The following is a 15,834-nucleotide window of genomic DNA, read 5'->3' on the forward strand; positions in this document are numbered from 1 at the left end:
CGGCTGGATGCTCCTAGTCAAGGACGGCGTCCGGACGGCCGGGGGTTCGGATCGATCGCCGCGCCACCGCTGGTTCCGATGTCGCCGCCGTCGGGATCGCCGGTGTCCTCTCCCGTGGAGTCACAGCTGATGTCCCCGGGCACGCACTCTCCCTCGCCGGGCGGGGGCGTCTGGGTGCCGTCCTCATTGGGGAAGCCGTCGTCGCCGAGGTCGCCGGGGTCGTCGGTGTCGAACGGGTCGTCCGTCGTCGGCGTCGGCGTGGGCTCGGGCTTGGGCGCGAGGTTCTTGTCGGACCCGACGTTGGCACGCGGCGGGAACTGCATGACCTCCTGGCCCTTCATGGCCTCCACCATAAAGGCGTGCCACACACGCGTGGGGTAGGTGGCGCCCTGGATATCGCCCAGTGTCTCCTCGGCGTTCGTCTTCTTGTCCTGCCGGTACATGCCGACGGCCGTGGAGAGTTGCGGGGTGAACCCGACGAACCACGCCTCCTTGTTCTCGTCGTTGGTGCCGGTCTTGCCTGCCACCGGCCGGTCGGACAGGGCCGCGGCCCTGCCGGTGCCACGGGGATCCTTCACCACCTGCTGAAGCGCGACGATGGCATCGGCCGCGCTCTCGCGGCTGATGACCTGGGTGGGCTGGCTGCTCTCCTTGAGCACCGTCACCTTCTTACCCGTCGTCTTGTCGCGGCCGACGACCTTGATCACAACGTGGTTCTGAAAGTGCTTGCCCTCGTTGGCGAAGATCGAGTACCCGCCCGCCTGCTGGACCGGGGTGACCGGACCGGAGCCGATGGTCAGGGCGAAGGAGTGCTTCTCCTTGGTCTCCTTGAGGTTCTTCTCGCTGATGCCCGCCCCGGCCGCGATCTCGATGACCTTGTCCAGACCGACCTCCTCGCCCATCTGCACGAAAGCCGTGTTGATGGATTCGGCGGTGGCCCTGATCGTGTTCACCGAACCGCCGGGTATGTCATGAGAGTTCTTGATCGGATTGGTGCCCGGCGCCGTGATCGGCCCCTTGCCCAGCAGGTAGCTGTTGAGGCTGTTGCCTTCCTCCAGCCAGGCGGCCAGGACATAGGGCTTGAACGCCGACGCCGCCTGCTTCTCGGACATGAACGCGTCGTTCCACTCGCGCTTGACGAAGTTCGGACCTCCGTAGAAGGCGATGACCCGCCCGTTACGGGGGTCCACGGCCGCGAGCCCGGTGTGGATCTCAGGGGAGAGGCTGGAGGTGTTCTCCTGGACGGCCTTCTTGGCCGCGATCATCAGGTCCTTGTCGAACGTGGAATAGATCTTGAAGCCACCCCGCTCGACGTCCTCCTGGCTGATGCTTCTACTCTTGAGCTCCTTGAGGACCTCGGTGATCATGTAGCCCTTGATCCCCTGGTAGTAGTCCTTCTGCTGGTAGGTGATCCGCTTGGGAGCCGTGGGGGACTTGGCGGGCAGCGAGCCGTACTTGGGGGGATCGATGGCGGCCATACCCTTGATCACGTAGTCGTAGCGCCTCTGAGTGGCGGACAGGTCCTTGCTGTTCTCGGCCTTGTCGAACGCGTCAGGGTTCTGGATGCGGCCGGCGAGGTAGGCGCCCTGCTCTGGAGTGAGCTCATCGACGTTCTTGCGGAAGAAGGCCTGCGCGGCGGCCTGAATGCCGTAGGCGCCGCGCCCGAAGTAAATGGTGTTGAGGTACTGCTGCAGGATCTGGTCCTTGGACAGCGTCTTGTCGACCTTGATCGCGACGAAGATCTCCGTGATCTTCCGCTTGACCGACCGCTCCTGGCTGAGGCCGTCGTAGTAGTTGCGGACCATCTGCTGGGTGATGGTCGAGGCACCCTGGACCTGAGTACCGCTCACGGTGCTCCAGGCCGACCGCAACATGCCCTTGAAGTCGATGCCGTTGTCCTCGCGGAAGCTGCGGTTCTCGGCCGCGATCACCGCGTCCTGGACGTGCCTCGGGATCTTGTCGATCGTCACCACCACGCGTTTGACGCCGAGACGGGCGAGCACCGTCTTTCCGTCGCCGTAGTAGATGACGCTCCCCTGGTCGTCCACGTCTGCCTGCTCGGCCTTGGGGATCGGCGTGTTGGCGTAGGCGATCGCGATCATGCCGAAGACGCCCGCGGAGAGGATCACGAAGCTCGCCACGACGATCTTCCAGCTGGGCAGGAAGCGTTTCCATCCCGTACGGCCAGGCTTGTCGTCACCGTCACCGTCCCCGTCCCCGGGTCCCCGCCCACCCGGGCCTGTGGGACCGGCCGGGCCGCCCGCGCCGCGCCCGCCGCGGGCGCGCCTGCCCCGCCCGCCGGCGTTGCCCGGGGAGCGAGTGCCCATCAACTCGGTGGCGTCACCCTGGGAACGAGCGTCCCTCGCCTGGGCGGCGAGCATGGCCTGGGTGTCCTCGAAGGCCGCCTCCGGACGGCGCCCGCCGCCGGGGCCGGTGTCGCGCTGGCGCGTCCCGCCGCTCACGGGGCCGGGCGCGGAGGCGCCGTGCGGCGGCCGTCCCGTGCTCCGGGGGTCGGGCCCCACGCCCTGAGGCAGCCGCACCGTGTCCTGCGAGCCGGACCCGGCACCCTGCTGTGGCCACCCCGGCTGGGCCTGGGACGATCCCCAGCTCATGTCGCCGGTTTGGGACGGCTGGGACGGGGGAACTGCACGGGGAGCCGCGCCTTGGTTCGAGCGACGGCGCCGGCCCTGGCGAGCCGAGGCGTCCGGGCGCTGCTGACGTCCGCCCGGCTCCGGGTCATTGCTGTGGCTGTAACTCACGCGTCCTCGTTCGGTCATTGGGGTCTACGACGGCGTGCAGGCGGGTGAGATTACCTCCCGGGGGCGGAAAATCTCATCACCTTGGCTGACAAGTAGCCGACCTATACGGGTGGATCTCCGTTACCAGGAACGGACGAGATCGTCAGGCGGTTCCGCGAACAACCTTGGCAGACCTCTCCCGGATGCGCCTGGCATTCCCCGCATTGGACGGTGGCCCCGGCTGTGCGGGGGCTATGCCCTATCACCGCTCGCTGCGACCACATAAGCGCCACACTACGGCTTTTTACCGTTTGCCCCCAACCTCTTGGGAAAGTCGTTGATTGCAGAGATATGTTTGCCCGACGTATCCTCACGATGTATCGGCTCGATACATCGACGCGAGAGGTGGTGGTTTCCAGTGGCCGGCGGACGTGGTGGCGTGCTGGAGCTCGCCGTGCTCGGGTCGCTGCACGAGACCCCGCTACACGGCTATGAGCTGCGGAAACGGCTCAATTCTCTGCTGGGCATGTTCCGCGCCTTCTCCTACGGCTCGCTCTATCCCTGCCTGCGTCAGCTCCTGGCCGACGGGCTCATCGTGGAGGACGTCGCGTCCGACGCGGCCTCCGCCGCTACCGAGAGCCCCATCACGCTCACCGGCCGTCGATCGAAGATCGTCTACAGGCTGACCGCGGAGGGCAAGGAGCGGCTCCAGGAGTTGCTCACTCAGGCCGGTCCGTCCGCCTGGGAAGACGAGAGCTTCGGGATCCACTTCGCCTTCTTCCGGCACACCGAGGCCGAGGTGCGCCTGCGCATCCTTGAGGGGCGCCGCAGCCGGCTGGAAGAGCGGCTCGACGCCGTGCGTACGGCCCTGGCCCGCACGCGGGAACGGCTGGACAGCTACACCCTCGAACTCCAGCGCCACGGCCTGGAGTCGGTCGAGCGCGAAGTGCGCTGGCTGAACGAGCTGATCGCCACAGAGCGGCGAGAGTCCTCGGCGAGCGAAGAGCGGCAGCCCACACAAGAAGAACCATCCCGGGCGCCCGCGCCCGGAGCCGATGACACGGGGCGGCACGCCGCCCCGGAAGACAACTGATCACTCAGAACAAGGGGAGCGAGTGCCATGGGTTCGGTGCGCGTAGCCATTGTCGGTGTAGGCAACTGTGCCGCGTCGCTCGTGCAGGGCGTGCACTTCTACAAGGACGCCGATCCCGGCACCCGGGTGCCGGGTCTGATGCACGTCAAGTTCGGCGACTACCACGTCGGTGACGTCGAGTTCGTGGCGGCGTTCGACGTCGACGCCAAGAAGGTGGGACGTGACCTGTCCGAGGCGATCGTCGCCTCGGAGAACAACACCATCAAGATCTGCGACGTGCCGCCGCTGGGCGTGACCGTGCAGCGCGGCCACACCTTCGACGGCCTCGGCGAGTACTACCAGGAGATGATCGAGGAGTCCGACGACGCCCCGGTCGACGTCGTGCAGGTCCTCAAGGACAACAAGGTCGACGTCGTCGTCTCCTACCTGCCCGTCGGGTCGGAGGAGGCCGACCGCTTCTACGCCCAGTGCGCCATCGACGCCAAGGTCGCCTTCGTCAACGCGCTTCCGGTGTTCATCGCCTCCGACCCGGAGTGGGCCCAGAAGTTCACCGACGCCGGTGTCCCCATCGTCGGTGACGACATCAAGTCCCAGGTCGGCGCGACCATCACGCACCGCGTGATGGCCAAGCTGTTCGAAGACCGCGGCGTCGAGCTGCTGCGCACGTACCAGCTGAACTTCGGCGGCAACATGGACTTCATGAACATGCTGGAGCGCAAGCGCCTGCAGTCCAAGAAGATCTCCAAGACCCAGTCGGTCACCTCCCAGATCCCGCACGAGATGGGCAAGGCCGACGTGCACATCGGCCCGTCGGACCACGTGCCGTGGCTCGACGACCGCAAGTGGGCCTACGTCCGCCTGGAGGGCAGGTCCTTCGGCGACACCCCGCTGAACCTGGAGTACAAGCTGGAGGTCTGGGACTCCCCCAACTCCGCCGGCATCATCATCGACGCGGTCCGCGCCGCCAAGATCGCCCTCGACCGGGGCATCGCCGGACCGATCCTGTCGGCCTCCTCCTACTTCATGAAGTCCCCGCCGGAGCAGTACTCCGACGACGAGGCCCGCGAATACGTGGAGAAGTTCATCCGCGGCGAGGTCGAGCGCTGAGCACCCGCCCGCCGTCCGATCAGCGGGCGGCGGGCGGAAGGCCGGCGGGGTCGGCGGCCGGCCAGCGGAGGGGGTCGGCGCCCAGCTCGACGAGATGGGCGACCTGCTCGCGACACCACGGAGAGATCGCCAGACGGTGGCCGAGCACCTCGTCGGCGAACTCCTTCCACGGCATCCAGCGTGTGTCCTCGACCTCGTCGGGGTTGGGCACGGCGTCGGCCCCGGCGACCACCCGATAGACCGGGCAGAGCTCCCGCTCGACGATCCCGTTGTCCATGACCGCCCGGTAGGAGAAGTTCGGCAGCAGCAGGTCGGCCTCCTCCGCCCGCAGCCCCAGCTCGTAGGAGAGCCGACGGGTCACCGCCCGCGGGAGCGGCTCGCCGGGCAGCGGGTGACCGCAGCAGCTGTTGGTCCACACACCCGGCCAGGTGATCTTGTGTGACGCCCGGCGGGTGAGGAGCACACGGCCCTGGTCGTCGAACACGTAGCAGGAGAAGGCAAGGTGCAAGGGCGTGTCCGGGCCGTGCACCGTCGCCTTGGGCGCAGTGCCGATCGCGTTCCCCTCGGCGTCGACGAGTACAACGCGTTCATCAGGTGTCACCCGATCGAGGGTACGTGATCATGTCGGCTTGTTATACCTGATCAGCGTTAGATCATAGAAGGTCTGGAAGTGTCGCGTTCGCGCTTCAGGGATGTTCCCGATGCCTGAACAGGGGTGGTCGCGCGTAGGCTGAGCGCGTGTCATTCGTATCCGATCTACGCGTGGTCCTGGAAGGTCGGGGCTTCCGGCGGCTGTTCGCCACTCGCCTGGTCTCACAGTTCTCCGACGGGATCTTCCAGTTCGCGGTGGCCGGATTCGCGTTTTTCAACCCCGACAAGAGCACAAACGCCGCCGAGATCGCCGCCGGACTGGCGGTGCTGCTCCTGCCGTACTCGATTCTCGGCCCCTTCGTGGGCGTGTTCATCGATCGCTGGTCCCGCCGGCAGATCCTGGTGATCGCGCCGCTGGTCCGCGGGGCCCTCCTGCTGGTGACCGCCGCACTCCTCGCCGCGAACGCCCCCGACGTGCTCTTCTACACCGTGGCGCTCGCCGTCCTCGGGGTGAACCGGTTCTTTCTCGCCGCGCTCGGGGCCTCGCTCCCTCACGTGGTTCCCGCCGAACGGCTGCTGGTGGCCAACGCGGTCACCCCCACCTCCGGCACGGTGCTGACCTTCTGCGGCGTTGGCGTGGGCTATCTGCTGCGGATGGTCTTCGGGCCGGACCACTGGGGCACGGCGGTGCTGATGGTTTTCTCCGGCGTCGTCTTCGGGCTCAGCGCGCTGATCGCCAGGACCATGCCCAGGGATCTGCTCGGCCCGGCCTACGACCCGGACCTCCCGCAGGTCCGCCAGGCCGTGCGCCACGTGCTGAGCGGCCTGGCCGACGGCGTGCGGCACATCGTCCACCACCGGGCCGCCGCCGCCGCGATGGGGGCGATGGCCACCCACCGGTTCGTGTACGGCATGTGCACGGCGATGCTGGTGCTGCTGTCCCGCTACTACTTCGCCGAGAGCGCCGAGAAGGCGCTCGCCGCGGCCACCCTCGTGGTCGCCACCTCCGGGGTGGGCTACGCCCTGGCCATCCTGGTCACGCCGTGGGCCACCGAGCGCTTCGGCATCGAGAAGTGGGTCACGGCCATGCTCGTGACCGCCGGGGTGCTGACGTTCGCGCTCTGCGTGTCCTTCCAGCAGTGGGGTTTCGCGGCCTGCGGCTTCGTGCTCGGCATAGCCGGGCAGAGCATCAAGATCTGCGCGGACACGAGCGTTCAGCGGGACGTCGACGACGCCTACCTGGGCCGCGCCTTCTCGATCTACGACATGCTCTTCAACGGCACCTACGTGCTGGCCGCGGCCCTGTCCGCGGCGCTCCTGCCGAAGGACGGCAAGTCGCTGATGGTGCTGGGGCTCATCGCCGCCGGATATGTGGGCGGCGGGGTGCTCTACCGGGCCGTCACGCCGAACCGAGCGCCCGAGCCGCTGCCGTCATCGCCGTCGTGACCATCTCCAGGTCGTCGCCGATCGAGTAGGGCGGCATCGTGTAGATCAGCCGGTTGAACGGGCGGAGCCAGACGCCGTGCTTCATGGCGATGTCCTGAATTCTCGGGACGTCGACGGGTTCGTGGGTCTCGATGACCCCGATCGCGCCGAGCACCCGCACGTCCTTCACCCCAGGCGCCTCCGCGGCCTCCGCCAGCCCCCGCGTGAGCCCGGCCTCGATCCGCCCGACCTCCTCACGCCATGGGCGCTCCTGAAGGAGCTCAAGGGAGGCGCCCGCCACGGCCGTGGCCAGCGGGTTGCCCATGAAGGTCGGCCCGTGCATCAGGACCCCGATGCCCTCCGCCACCCGCTCGGTGCACAACGTCGCCGCCAGCGACATGTAACCGCCGGTCAGCGCCTTGCCCAGGCACATGATGTCCGGGCGCACCCCGGCGTGGTCGCACCCGAACATCTCCCCGGTCCGGCCGAACCCCGTGGCGATCTCGTCGGCGATCAGCAGGATGCCGTGCTCGTCGGCCAGCTCGCGGAGCCTGCGCAGATAGGCGGGGTGGTAGAAGTGCATGCCGCCCGCGCCCTGCACGACCGGCTCCACGATGATCGCCGCGAGCTCATGGGCATGCGCGGCGACCATCTCCTCCAACCCGGCCGCGTAGCGCTCGTCGAACACGGCCGGAGGTCGTTCGGCGAACACGTGCCGGGGCAGCGCGCCGGAGAACAGGTGATGCATGCCGTTGACCGGGTCGCAGACTGCCATCGCCCCGAAGGTGTCGCCGTGGTAGCCGCCCCTGACCGTGAACAGGCGGCTCCTGCCGGTGAACTGGAACGCCATCTTGATCGCGACCTCGACGGCCACCGAACCCGAGTCGGCGATGAACACCTTCGGCAGCCCGGTCATGGTTGCCAGCGTGTGCGCCAGCCGTACGGCGGGCTCGTGGGTGAGCCCGCCGAACATGACGTGCGCCATGTTCTCCAGCTGGTCCTTCAGCGCCCGGTTGAGCCTCGGGTGGTTGTAGCCGTGAATCGCCGCCCACCACGACGACATCCCGTCGACCAGCTGCCGCCCGTCCGCGAGCGTCAGCCGTACGCCCTCGGCCCTGGAGACCACGTGCACAGGTCCCCTCGGCGGAATCGCGGCGTACGGATGCCACACGTGCTCACGGTCAAGATCAGGCACACCGCTCAGGAGACGAGTCCGTTCTCCCGGGCCCACTCGCGGAGGGCCTCGGCCGCGGCGTCCTTGCCGACGACGCCCTTGTCCAGGCGCATCTCCAGGAGGAACTTGTAGGCACGGCCGATGACGGGACCCGGCGGGACGCCCAGGAGCTCCTGGATCTCGTTGCCGTCGAGCTCCGGGCGGATCTTGCCGAGCTCCTCCTCCTCGGCCAGCCGGGCGATGCGCTCCTCAAGCTGGTCGTAGGTCTGGGACAGCAGCTGGGCCTTGCGCCTGTTGCGGGTGGTGCAGTCGGCGCGGGTCAGCTTGTGCAGCCGTTCGAGCAGGTGCCCGGCGTCGCGGGCGTAGCGGCGGACGGCCGAGTCGGTCCACTCGCCCGTGCCGTACCCGTGGAAGCGCAGGTGCAGCTCCACGAGGCGGGACACGTCGGCCACCACGTCCTTGGGGAATTTCAGCTCCGTCATGCGCTTCTTGGTGAGCTGGGCGCCGACCACCTCGTGGTGGTGGAAGGAGACACGGCCACCGGGCTCGTGACGGCGGGTCTTGGGCTTGCCCACGTCGTGCAGCAGCGCGGCCCAGCGCAGGGTCCGGTCGGGGCCGCTGTCCTCCAGGCCGATCGCCTGCTCCAGCACGATCAGCGTGTGCTCGTAGACGTCCTTGTGCCGGTGGTGCTCGTCGATCTCCAGCCGCAGCTTGGGCAGCTCGGGCAGGACGTGGGAGGCGAGCCCGGAATCCACGAGGATCTTGAGCCCCTCACGGGGATGGTCGCCGCAGATCAGTTTGTTCAGCTCGTCGCGGATCCGCTCGGCGGAGACGATCTCGATCCGCTCGGCCATCGCGGTCATCGCGGCGAACGCCGCCGGGTCCACGGTGAAACCGAGCTGGCTGGCGAACCTGGCGGCGCGAAGCATCCGCAGCGGGTCGTCGTCGAAGGACCGCTCGGGGGGGCCGGGGGTGCGCAGCACCTTGGCGTGCAGGTCGTCGAGCCCGCCGTGCGGGTCCACGAACTCGCGGGACGGCAGGCGCAACGCCATCGCGTTGATTGCGAAGTCACGCCGGGCCAGGTCGCCCTCCAGCGTGTCGCCGTAGACCACGTCGGGCTTGCGCGACCTGGGGTCGTACGACTCGCTGCGGTAGGTGGTGATCTCCAGCAGCCAGTTGCCCTTGCGCACGCCGACGGTGCCGAAGTCGATGCCGATCGTCCAGATGGAGTCGGCCCAGTCGCGGACGAGCTCCAAGACCGTCTCCGGACGCGCGTCCGTGGTCAGGTCGAGGTCGTTGCCGATCCTGCCGAGGAAGACGTCGCGAACGGAACCGCCCACAAGGGCGATTTGGTAGCCCCGTTTCGCGAACAGCTCTCCGAGCTCATCGGCCACAGGCGCGATCTTCCGGAACAGCTCGCTCATGCCGTGCTGCTGGCTCTCAGTCAGATTTGAAAGGGACAAGCCGGGTAGGTCCTTCGGTTACGGAACATGTTCCCCTCTGGGGATTACACCTGAAGCGATCACCAGGTTACGGTCAGTCAAGAGACCGTCGGGGGCCGTGCGTCGAGGCAAGGAGCACATACATGAAGGACGCCCTCGCGATCCACCGCTGGCTCCTCGCACACCAGGTCCACCATGAGATCGTACGCCTTCCCCGCGCGATGACGAGCGCCGACGAGTTGCCGGAGCTGCTGTCGGCGAGCCCGGCGACCTGCGTCGCGGTCACGGTCTTCGAGGTCACGACTCGGATCGGGCGCGAACCCGTCGCGGTCGTCGCCTCAGTCGGATCCCCTCCCCAGCCGGGCCCGATCGGCGGCGTGCTGGGCGCCCGCCGGGTTCGTCCCGCCTCTGCCTTCACCGTCAACTCCGCCACAGACTACGCGGCTGGGCTGGTCTGTCCGCTTCTGCTCCCCGAAGAACTTCCCGTGCTGGTTGACGAGCGGCTGGCCGGGAGCGCGGAGTTCGTTTACACCCCCACCGGAGAACGCCGCACGGCACTGCTGATCCGCGCCGATCACCTGCTCACCCTTGTTTCAGGGAAGACCATCGACCTGGTCCAGTCGCGGTCACGGAGAGAGCCTGCGACCTTTCCGCTCGCCGGATAGGCCATAGCATTACGGGCGTGCGCCGTATTCGATCCCTGGCCGGAACGTGATCCGCAAGGCCGCGCTGCTCACCATGCTGACCGCCACGCTGCTCTCTCCCGCGGCCGTGGCTCTTCCCGGTATGGCGAACGCCCAGGCGACCGCGGTGAGCCGCCAGACCCCTCAGCTTCTGGTGGAGGCGATCGGCCCGGACGTGCCCCGCGAGCCCACCACCGAGATCAAGATCTCCGGGTCCTTCGTCAACGCCGGCACCGAGGCTCTCAGCGGCGTGCGCGTCCGGATGCACTACGCGCCCCAGCCGTTCACCCGGCGCGCCGACCTGCAGGCCTACCAGAGCGGTCAGGGCCCGCAGCCGTCCGCCTGGCGTAACGAGCAGTACCTCCAGCAGGGGGGGACCGTCGCGCCCTCGGCGAAGGCGCCGTGGGAGTTCGCCTTCACGCCGCAGCAGCTGGGCATCTCCCGGTTCGGCGTCTACCCGATCATGATCGAGGCGCTCGACTCCCTCGGCCAGCAGATCGCCGTCCAGCGGACCTTCGTGTCCTACATGCCCAAGAACGCCAAGGTGACCCGCACCAGGCTCGCCCTGGTCCTGCCGATCATCGACCAGCCGCGCCGGGCCGACGACAGCACCTTCATCGACGACACCCTGCCCGCCTCCATGGCCACCGGCAAACGCCTCGGCGACCTGCTGAAGATCGCCCAGGACACCGCCTCGGCCAAGAACATCACCTGGGTGTTCGACCCCGCCGTGCTCGACGACGCGCAGGCGATGGGCAAGCCGCACACGGTCAAGTCCACGCAGGCGCCCGCGAACCCGGCGGCCGCCAAGTGGCTCAACGACCTCCGTACGGCTCTCGCCAAGCCTCCGGTCGTGGCCACCCCCTACGGCGACCCCGACGTGACCGCCCTGGCCCACAACGGCGTCGACGACGTGACGAGGGAAGGGACCGAGGCGGCGAAACTCGTCGCCAGGCAGGCCCTCGGCCGCGACGTCATCACCAACGTGAACTGGCCGGCGAACGGATCGATCGACTACGACGGGCTGGACCTGCTGTCCAGCGGCGGGGTCGGCGGGGTCGACACCGTGCTGCTGAACGCACCGAACCTGCCGAACCCGTCGAGCCCGTCGAACCCGTCGCAGGCGGTTCCGCCCGTCGTCACCACCCCGGACGCCGCCACGACCGTGGCGAGCGTGAACGGCCCGGTCACCGCCCTGGTCGCCGACGCCGCACTGAGCGAGATCATCGACGCGGAGACCTCGACCCCCGGCGCGGCCCTGCTGAACCGCCAGCGGTTCATCGCCGAGACCGCGATGATCAGCTCCGAGCCCGTCACCACGCCGAGAACCGTGGTCGCCGCCCCGGACCGGCGATGGGATCCCGACCCGGCCTACGTGACCAAGCTGGTGAAGACGGCCGCCGCCCTGCCCTGGCTCGCACCGGCCACGCTCGACACGATGAAACCGGCCAAGACCGCCCGGACGCCCCGGGCCGATCTCGCCTACACCGACCAGGACCGGCGCAAAGAGCTCGACAAGTCCTACATGTCGAAGGTCAAGCGCGTCAGCGCCCGTATCGACCTGACCACCGCGGTCACCAAGAACAAAGACCTCCATCTCTTCGACCTGGCGCTGCTCCGGCTCACCTCCTCCGCCTGGCGGGGCAGGACATCGGCAGCGGCGCCGTACGTCAAGCAGATCGGGACGACGGTCGACGGGCGGATCGGCAAGGTCTACATCACCGGCGGCGACCAGCCGCAGTTCCGCACCCTGGCCGGTGCCGACGGAGAAGTGCCGATCAGCGTCCGCAACGAGCTGAGGAGCCCGAACAGCGAGGTCGCGGTCCGGCTCAAGGTCACCTCCGACAAGCCCGACCTGCTGAAGATCGAGCCCTACGAGAACCAGGAAGACCCGATCATCATCCGGAGTGGCCAGAACCAGACCATCCGGGTCCCGATGACGGCGACGCCGACGGCGAGCGGCCAGACCACCGTGACGGTCCAGCTCACCACCAGCGACGGCCGGAAGTACGGCAAGCCGGTCGAGCTGACCGTGCGGACCACCGGCTACACCGGGATCGCGCTGGTGATCGTGGGCGCGGCCCTCATGGTGATGCTGGCCGCCGTGATCATGCGCGTCCTGCGCCGCCGAGGAGCCCGTCGCGCCACGGCTGCCATACCGCCGAGACCCGCGGGCGCACCGGCCGGCAATGAGTCCTGAGCACCTAGCGGAGGAAAGCGCATGAGCAGGGTCCTGCGTGCGAGCGCGATCATGGCGGCGGGGACGATGGTCTCCCGCGTCACGGGTTTCGTCCGTACGGCGGTGCTCGCGGCGGCGATCACCACGGGTGCGCTCGGCGACGCCTACAACGTGGCCTACGCGATCCCGTTCATTCTGTTCGACCTCCTCATCGGCGGGGTCCTGAGCAGCGTGGTCGTGCCGATGATCGTCCGGCGGCAGAAGAGCGACCCCGACGGCGGCCGAGCCTACGAGCAGCGGCTGATGACGATCGGGATCATCGGGCTGACGCTGGTGGCGGTGGTCGCCGTGCTGCTCGCCCGGCCGCTGATCAGCCTCTACACGGAGGGCTGGACAGGCAGGAAACTCGACGTCGCCGTCATGCTGGCGCAGTACATCCTCCCGCAGATCGCCTTCTTCGGCATCGGGGCGATCGCCGGGGCGATCCTCAACACCCGGGACCGGTTCGCCGCTCCGATGTGGGCTCCGGTGCTGAACAACATCGTGATGATCGGCGTCCTGGTGGCCTACTCGCTGATGGCCGGGCAGGCGGGCGCCAACGTCGGCACGGTGAGCGACGCCGACCTCGCCCTGCTCGGCCTGGGCACCACCGCCGGGATCGTGGCCCAGTGCCTGGTATTGATCGTCTCGCTGCACCGGGTGGGCTTCCGGTTTCGGCCCCGGTTCGACCTGCGCGGCGTGGGGCTCGGCGAGATGGGCCGGACCGCGGTCTGGACCTTCGCCTTCGTGGGCGTCAACCAGATCGGCTTTCTGATCACCACCAAGCTCTCGTCCGGCGCGGGTGACGCGGTCCAGGGCGCCGGCAACTCCGCCTACGCCTACGCCTTCCAGTTCTTCCAGCTTCCCTATGGGATCATCGCGGTCTCGATAATCACCGCAATGCTGCCCCGGATGAGCCGCTCGGTGTCCGACGGGGAACTGGGCCAGGTCCGCGAGGAGTTCGCCTCGGGCGTGCGGCTGGTCTCGGTGCTGATGGTGCCCGCCGGGCTGCTGCTGATGGTACTGGGCCCAGCGGTGACCGTGCTGATCTTCTCGTGGGGCACCATGACCGTGGACGACGCGATCTACATCGGCAACGTGCTCCAGGTCTTCGGCCTGGCACTGGTCCCTTTCTCGCTCTTCCAGCTCCTGCTGAGGGTTTTCTACGCCTTCGGGGACACCCGCACGCCGGTCTTCATCGCCGTCGGCAACGTGGCGGTGAGCGCCGTGCTCAGCCTCGCCGCTTACTTCATCCTTCCGGCGAAATACGTCGTGATGGGGCTGGCCTTCGCGTTCACCGTCACCTACGTGGTGGGCACCGTGGTCGCCTGGACCCTCGCCAGCCGTCGCGTGGGGGGCCTTCAGGGCGGCAAGGTGGCCGCCGGGCTGTCACAGATGCACATCGCGGCGGTTCCCGCCGCGGCGATCGCCCTCGGCGTTCTGTGGCTCACGCGGGAACTGGCCGGTCTGACCCCGCTCAGCGCGGCCATCATGCTGGCCGCGGGCGGCGGGCTCGGTATGGTTCTCTACCTGGTCATCGCGAACCGGATGCGCATCCCGGAGGTGAGTTCGATCGTTGGAATGGTCGCGGGACGGCTAGGCCGGTAACCCCAAGACTTGTCCCAAGCGTCTGACAAGCAAGACACGGGCGGAACCGGCGCGGGACTACCATGGTGCGACGCGTGTGACGACATGCGGCTAATGGAAGCAGGAGGGCGTGGGCGGATCCACCCGGCATCGCGTGATGTGTCCTGATATTTCTACCTGGCATGACGCCAGTGCGTGCCCGGTTGAGGAGAGCTCATGAGTTCGCCCGCCGTCGAGCCCGGCACGAAGCTGGCAGAGCGTTTCCGACTTGAGGATCGTGTCCACGAGTCCAGCGGGGCCACGCTGTGGAAGGCCATTGACGAGGTGCTCGCCCGGCCCGTCGCCATCCACACCTTCGCCCCCGGCTTCTCCCGCCTGCCCGAGGTCGTCACGGCCGCCCGTGCCGCCAGCAGGCTGACCGACCCCCGGCTGACCCAGGTCTTCGACGCCACCCAGGATGACGGGCATTCCTACGTCGTCAGCGAGTGGGTGAGCGGAGAGACCTTCGCCGACATGATCGCCGGTGGGCCGCTGGATCCCGAGCGGGCCGCCGCGCTGGTCGCGGAGGCCGCCGAGGCGCTGGCCCACGCCCACGAGGCGAACCTCGCCCACCTCTGCCTGACCCCCAAGCACCTGGTCTGGACGGCGGGCGGCACGGTCAAGCTGCTCGGGGTGGGGATCGACGCCGCCCTGGACAACCGGACGAGCGACGATCCGGCCCGCGACGACGCCGAAGGCCTCGGCCGCCTGCTGTACGCCGGGCTGACCGGCCACTGGCCGGGCGACGAGCAGGAGGGCGGGCTCCCCGCCGCTCCCATGAGCGACGGCCACTTCTGCACGCCGCGTCAGGTCACCGCGGGCGTCCCCGGCTATCTCGACACCATCACCTGCCGCGCGCTGCTGCCGGAGAGCAGGCGAGGACTTGAGCCGCTGACGACACCCGCGGACTTCGCCGAGGCCCTCAGCTCGGTGCCCCGGCCCGCTCCCATGCCCATGCCCATGCCGGCGCTGCACCCGGTGCCGGCCTCGCGACCGGAGACCCCGGGCGCCGCGGCGCCCCCTCAGCGCCCCAGCATTCCCGCCTCCGTGCCGACGCAGCCCCACCAACCGCGCCCGTCGGGTGGCGGGACGCTCAACAAGGTGGCCATGACCCTGGTCGTGCTGCTGGTGATGGTGGCCGTCGGCCTGAGCGCCTGGACGCTCGGCCGCAGCATCGGCAACACCGGAACCCCCGCCGCCGGCGAGACCGCCAAACCCGCACCCACCGCCTCCGCCGTCGCCACCCGCGAGGTGAAGCCCGCCCGGGTCACCGGCTTCGACCCGCTGAGCGAAGACGGCGAGGAACGGAGCGAGCTCGCCCTCAACGCGGTGGACGGCAAGTCCTCCACTGACTGGCATTCCGAGTCCTACAACTCGGTCGACTTCGGCCGGTTGAAGGAGGGCGTCGGCCTCCTGCTCGACATGGGGCAGAACGTGCCGGTGAAGCAGGTCTCGGTCGACTTCGGCGGCGGCTCCGGCGGCACCGTGGAAATCAGGGTCGGCGACTCCCAAGATCTGAAGGCCATGGAAACGGTCGGCAAGTCCACCGACGCCTCGGGCAAGAAGACCTTCAGCGCGGACTCTCCGCAGAAGGGCCGCTACGTCGTGGTCTGGTTCACCAAGTTGCCCACCTACCAGGGCAAGTTCCGTGGCACCGTGTTCGACGTGAAGGTCCTCGCAACGAAGTGACGCCGGTGCGATTTGATCGGTTTTACCCGGCTTCTTGCCGATCATGGG

11 protein-coding genes are annotated in these 15,834 nt (G+C 68.4%); 7 read left to right on the plus strand and 4 right to left on the minus strand.

Annotated features, from left to right (window positions below; all coding sequences use genetic code 11):
- Positions 1–17 precede the first annotated feature (17 nt).
- A complete protein-coding gene (locus ACFY2X_RS04260; RefSeq protein WP_389932013.1) occupies positions 18–2,612 on the minus strand; it encodes a transglycosylase domain-containing protein in 2,595 nt (864 codons plus the stop codon).
- 544 nt (positions 2,613–3,156) lie between these two features.
- Here ACFY2X_RS04260 and ACFY2X_RS04265 point away from each other — a divergent pair.
- Together ACFY2X_RS04265 and ACFY2X_RS04270 are read left to right on the plus strand one after the other, a co-directional pair.
- Positions 3,157–3,831: a helix-turn-helix transcriptional regulator gene (locus ACFY2X_RS04265; RefSeq protein ID WP_389932015.1), complete on the plus strand. Its 675-nt coding sequence runs from the start codon at positions 3,157–3,159 to the stop codon at positions 3,829–3,831.
- A 27-nt stretch (positions 3,832–3,858) separates the two neighbouring features.
- The gene (locus ACFY2X_RS04270) at positions 3,859–4,938 is read left to right on the plus strand and encodes an inositol-3-phosphate synthase (RefSeq protein WP_389932017.1); all 1,080 of its coding nucleotides are present in this window, start codon (positions 3,859–3,861) and stop codon (positions 4,936–4,938) included.
- Between the two features lie 19 nt (positions 4,939–4,957).
- Here ACFY2X_RS04270 and idi read toward each other — a convergent pair whose 3' ends face one another.
- A complete protein-coding gene (gene idi, locus ACFY2X_RS04275; protein WP_389932020.1) occupies positions 4,958–5,539 on the minus strand; it encodes an isopentenyl-diphosphate Delta-isomerase in 582 nt (193 codons plus the stop codon).
- A gap of 137 nt (positions 5,540–5,676) precedes the next feature.
- On the opposite strand from idi, the gene ACFY2X_RS04280 reads away from it, so the two are divergent.
- Positions 5,677–6,975: an MFS transporter gene (locus ACFY2X_RS04280; protein WP_389932023.1), complete on the plus strand. Its 1,299-nt coding sequence runs from the start codon at positions 5,677–5,679 to the stop codon at positions 6,973–6,975.
- On the opposite strand, the gene ACFY2X_RS04285 is transcribed toward ACFY2X_RS04280, so the two are convergent.
- Both ACFY2X_RS04285 and ACFY2X_RS04290 read right to left on the minus strand, forming a co-directional pair.
- Positions 6,929–8,149: an adenosylmethionine--8-amino-7-oxononanoate transaminase gene (locus ACFY2X_RS04285; protein WP_389932025.1), complete on the minus strand. Its 1,221-nt coding sequence runs from the start codon at positions 8,147–8,149 to the stop codon at positions 6,929–6,931. The genes ACFY2X_RS04280 and ACFY2X_RS04285 overlap by 47 nt on opposite strands.
- Before the next feature lie 5 nt (positions 8,150–8,154).
- Positions 8,155–9,552 (minus strand): CCA tRNA nucleotidyltransferase, encoded by a 1,398-nt coding sequence (locus ACFY2X_RS04290; protein WP_389932027.1) that lies wholly within the window; start codon positions 9,550–9,552, stop codon positions 8,155–8,157.
- A gap of 161 nt (positions 9,553–9,713) precedes the next feature.
- Here ACFY2X_RS04290 and ACFY2X_RS04295 point away from each other — a divergent pair, with 161 nt between their 5' ends.
- From ACFY2X_RS04295 to ACFY2X_RS04310, 4 genes are all read left to right on the plus strand, one after another.
- A complete protein-coding gene (locus ACFY2X_RS04295; RefSeq protein WP_389932029.1) occupies positions 9,714–10,235 on the plus strand; it encodes an aminoacyl-tRNA deacylase in 522 nt (173 codons plus the stop codon).
- A 46-nt stretch (positions 10,236–10,281) separates the two neighbouring features.
- Entirely contained in the window at positions 10,282–12,453 is a 2,172-nt protein-coding gene (locus ACFY2X_RS04300) for a DUF6049 family protein (protein WP_389932031.1), read from the plus strand.
- Positions 12,454–12,474: 21 nt separating this feature from the next.
- Positions 12,475–14,079, plus strand: coding sequence for a murein biosynthesis integral membrane protein MurJ (gene murJ / locus ACFY2X_RS04305; RefSeq protein WP_389932033.1), 1,605 nt, complete (start codon positions 12,475–12,477; stop codon positions 14,077–14,079).
- 195 nt (positions 14,080–14,274) lie between these two features.
- Positions 14,275–15,786, plus strand: coding sequence for a protein kinase family protein (locus ACFY2X_RS04310; protein ID WP_389932035.1), 1,512 nt, complete (start codon positions 14,275–14,277; stop codon positions 15,784–15,786).
- Positions 15,787–15,834: the final 48 nt, after the last annotated feature.

It is taken from the genome of Streptosporangium sp. NPDC000396, from assembly GCF_042898655.1.
Classification (GTDB): Bacteria; Actinomycetota; Actinomycetes; order Streptosporangiales; family Streptosporangiaceae; genus Streptosporangium.

Excerpts from the sequence above, each read along its gene's own strand:
- ACFY2X_RS04260 (WP_389932013.1), bottom strand. The coding sequence starts at position 2,612 with ATGAGCTGGGGATCGTCCCAGGCCCAGCCGGGGTGGCCACAGCAGGGT.
- ACFY2X_RS04270 (WP_389932017.1), top strand. The coding sequence starts at position 3,859 with ATGGGTTCGGTGCGCGTAGCCATTGTCGGTGTAGGCAACTGTGCCGCG.
- ACFY2X_RS04290 (WP_389932027.1), bottom strand. The coding sequence starts at position 9,552 with ATGAGCGAGCTGTTCCGGAAGATCGCGCCTGTGGCCGATGAGCTCGGA.
- ACFY2X_RS04295 (WP_389932029.1), top strand. The coding sequence starts at position 9,714 with ATGAAGGACGCCCTCGCGATCCACCGCTGGCTCCTCGCACACCAGGTC.
- murJ (WP_389932033.1), top strand. The coding sequence starts at position 12,475 with ATGAGCAGGGTCCTGCGTGCGAGCGCGATCATGGCGGCGGGGACGATG.
- ACFY2X_RS04310 (WP_389932035.1), top strand. The coding sequence starts at position 14,275 with ATGAGTTCGCCCGCCGTCGAGCCCGGCACGAAGCTGGCAGAGCGTTTC.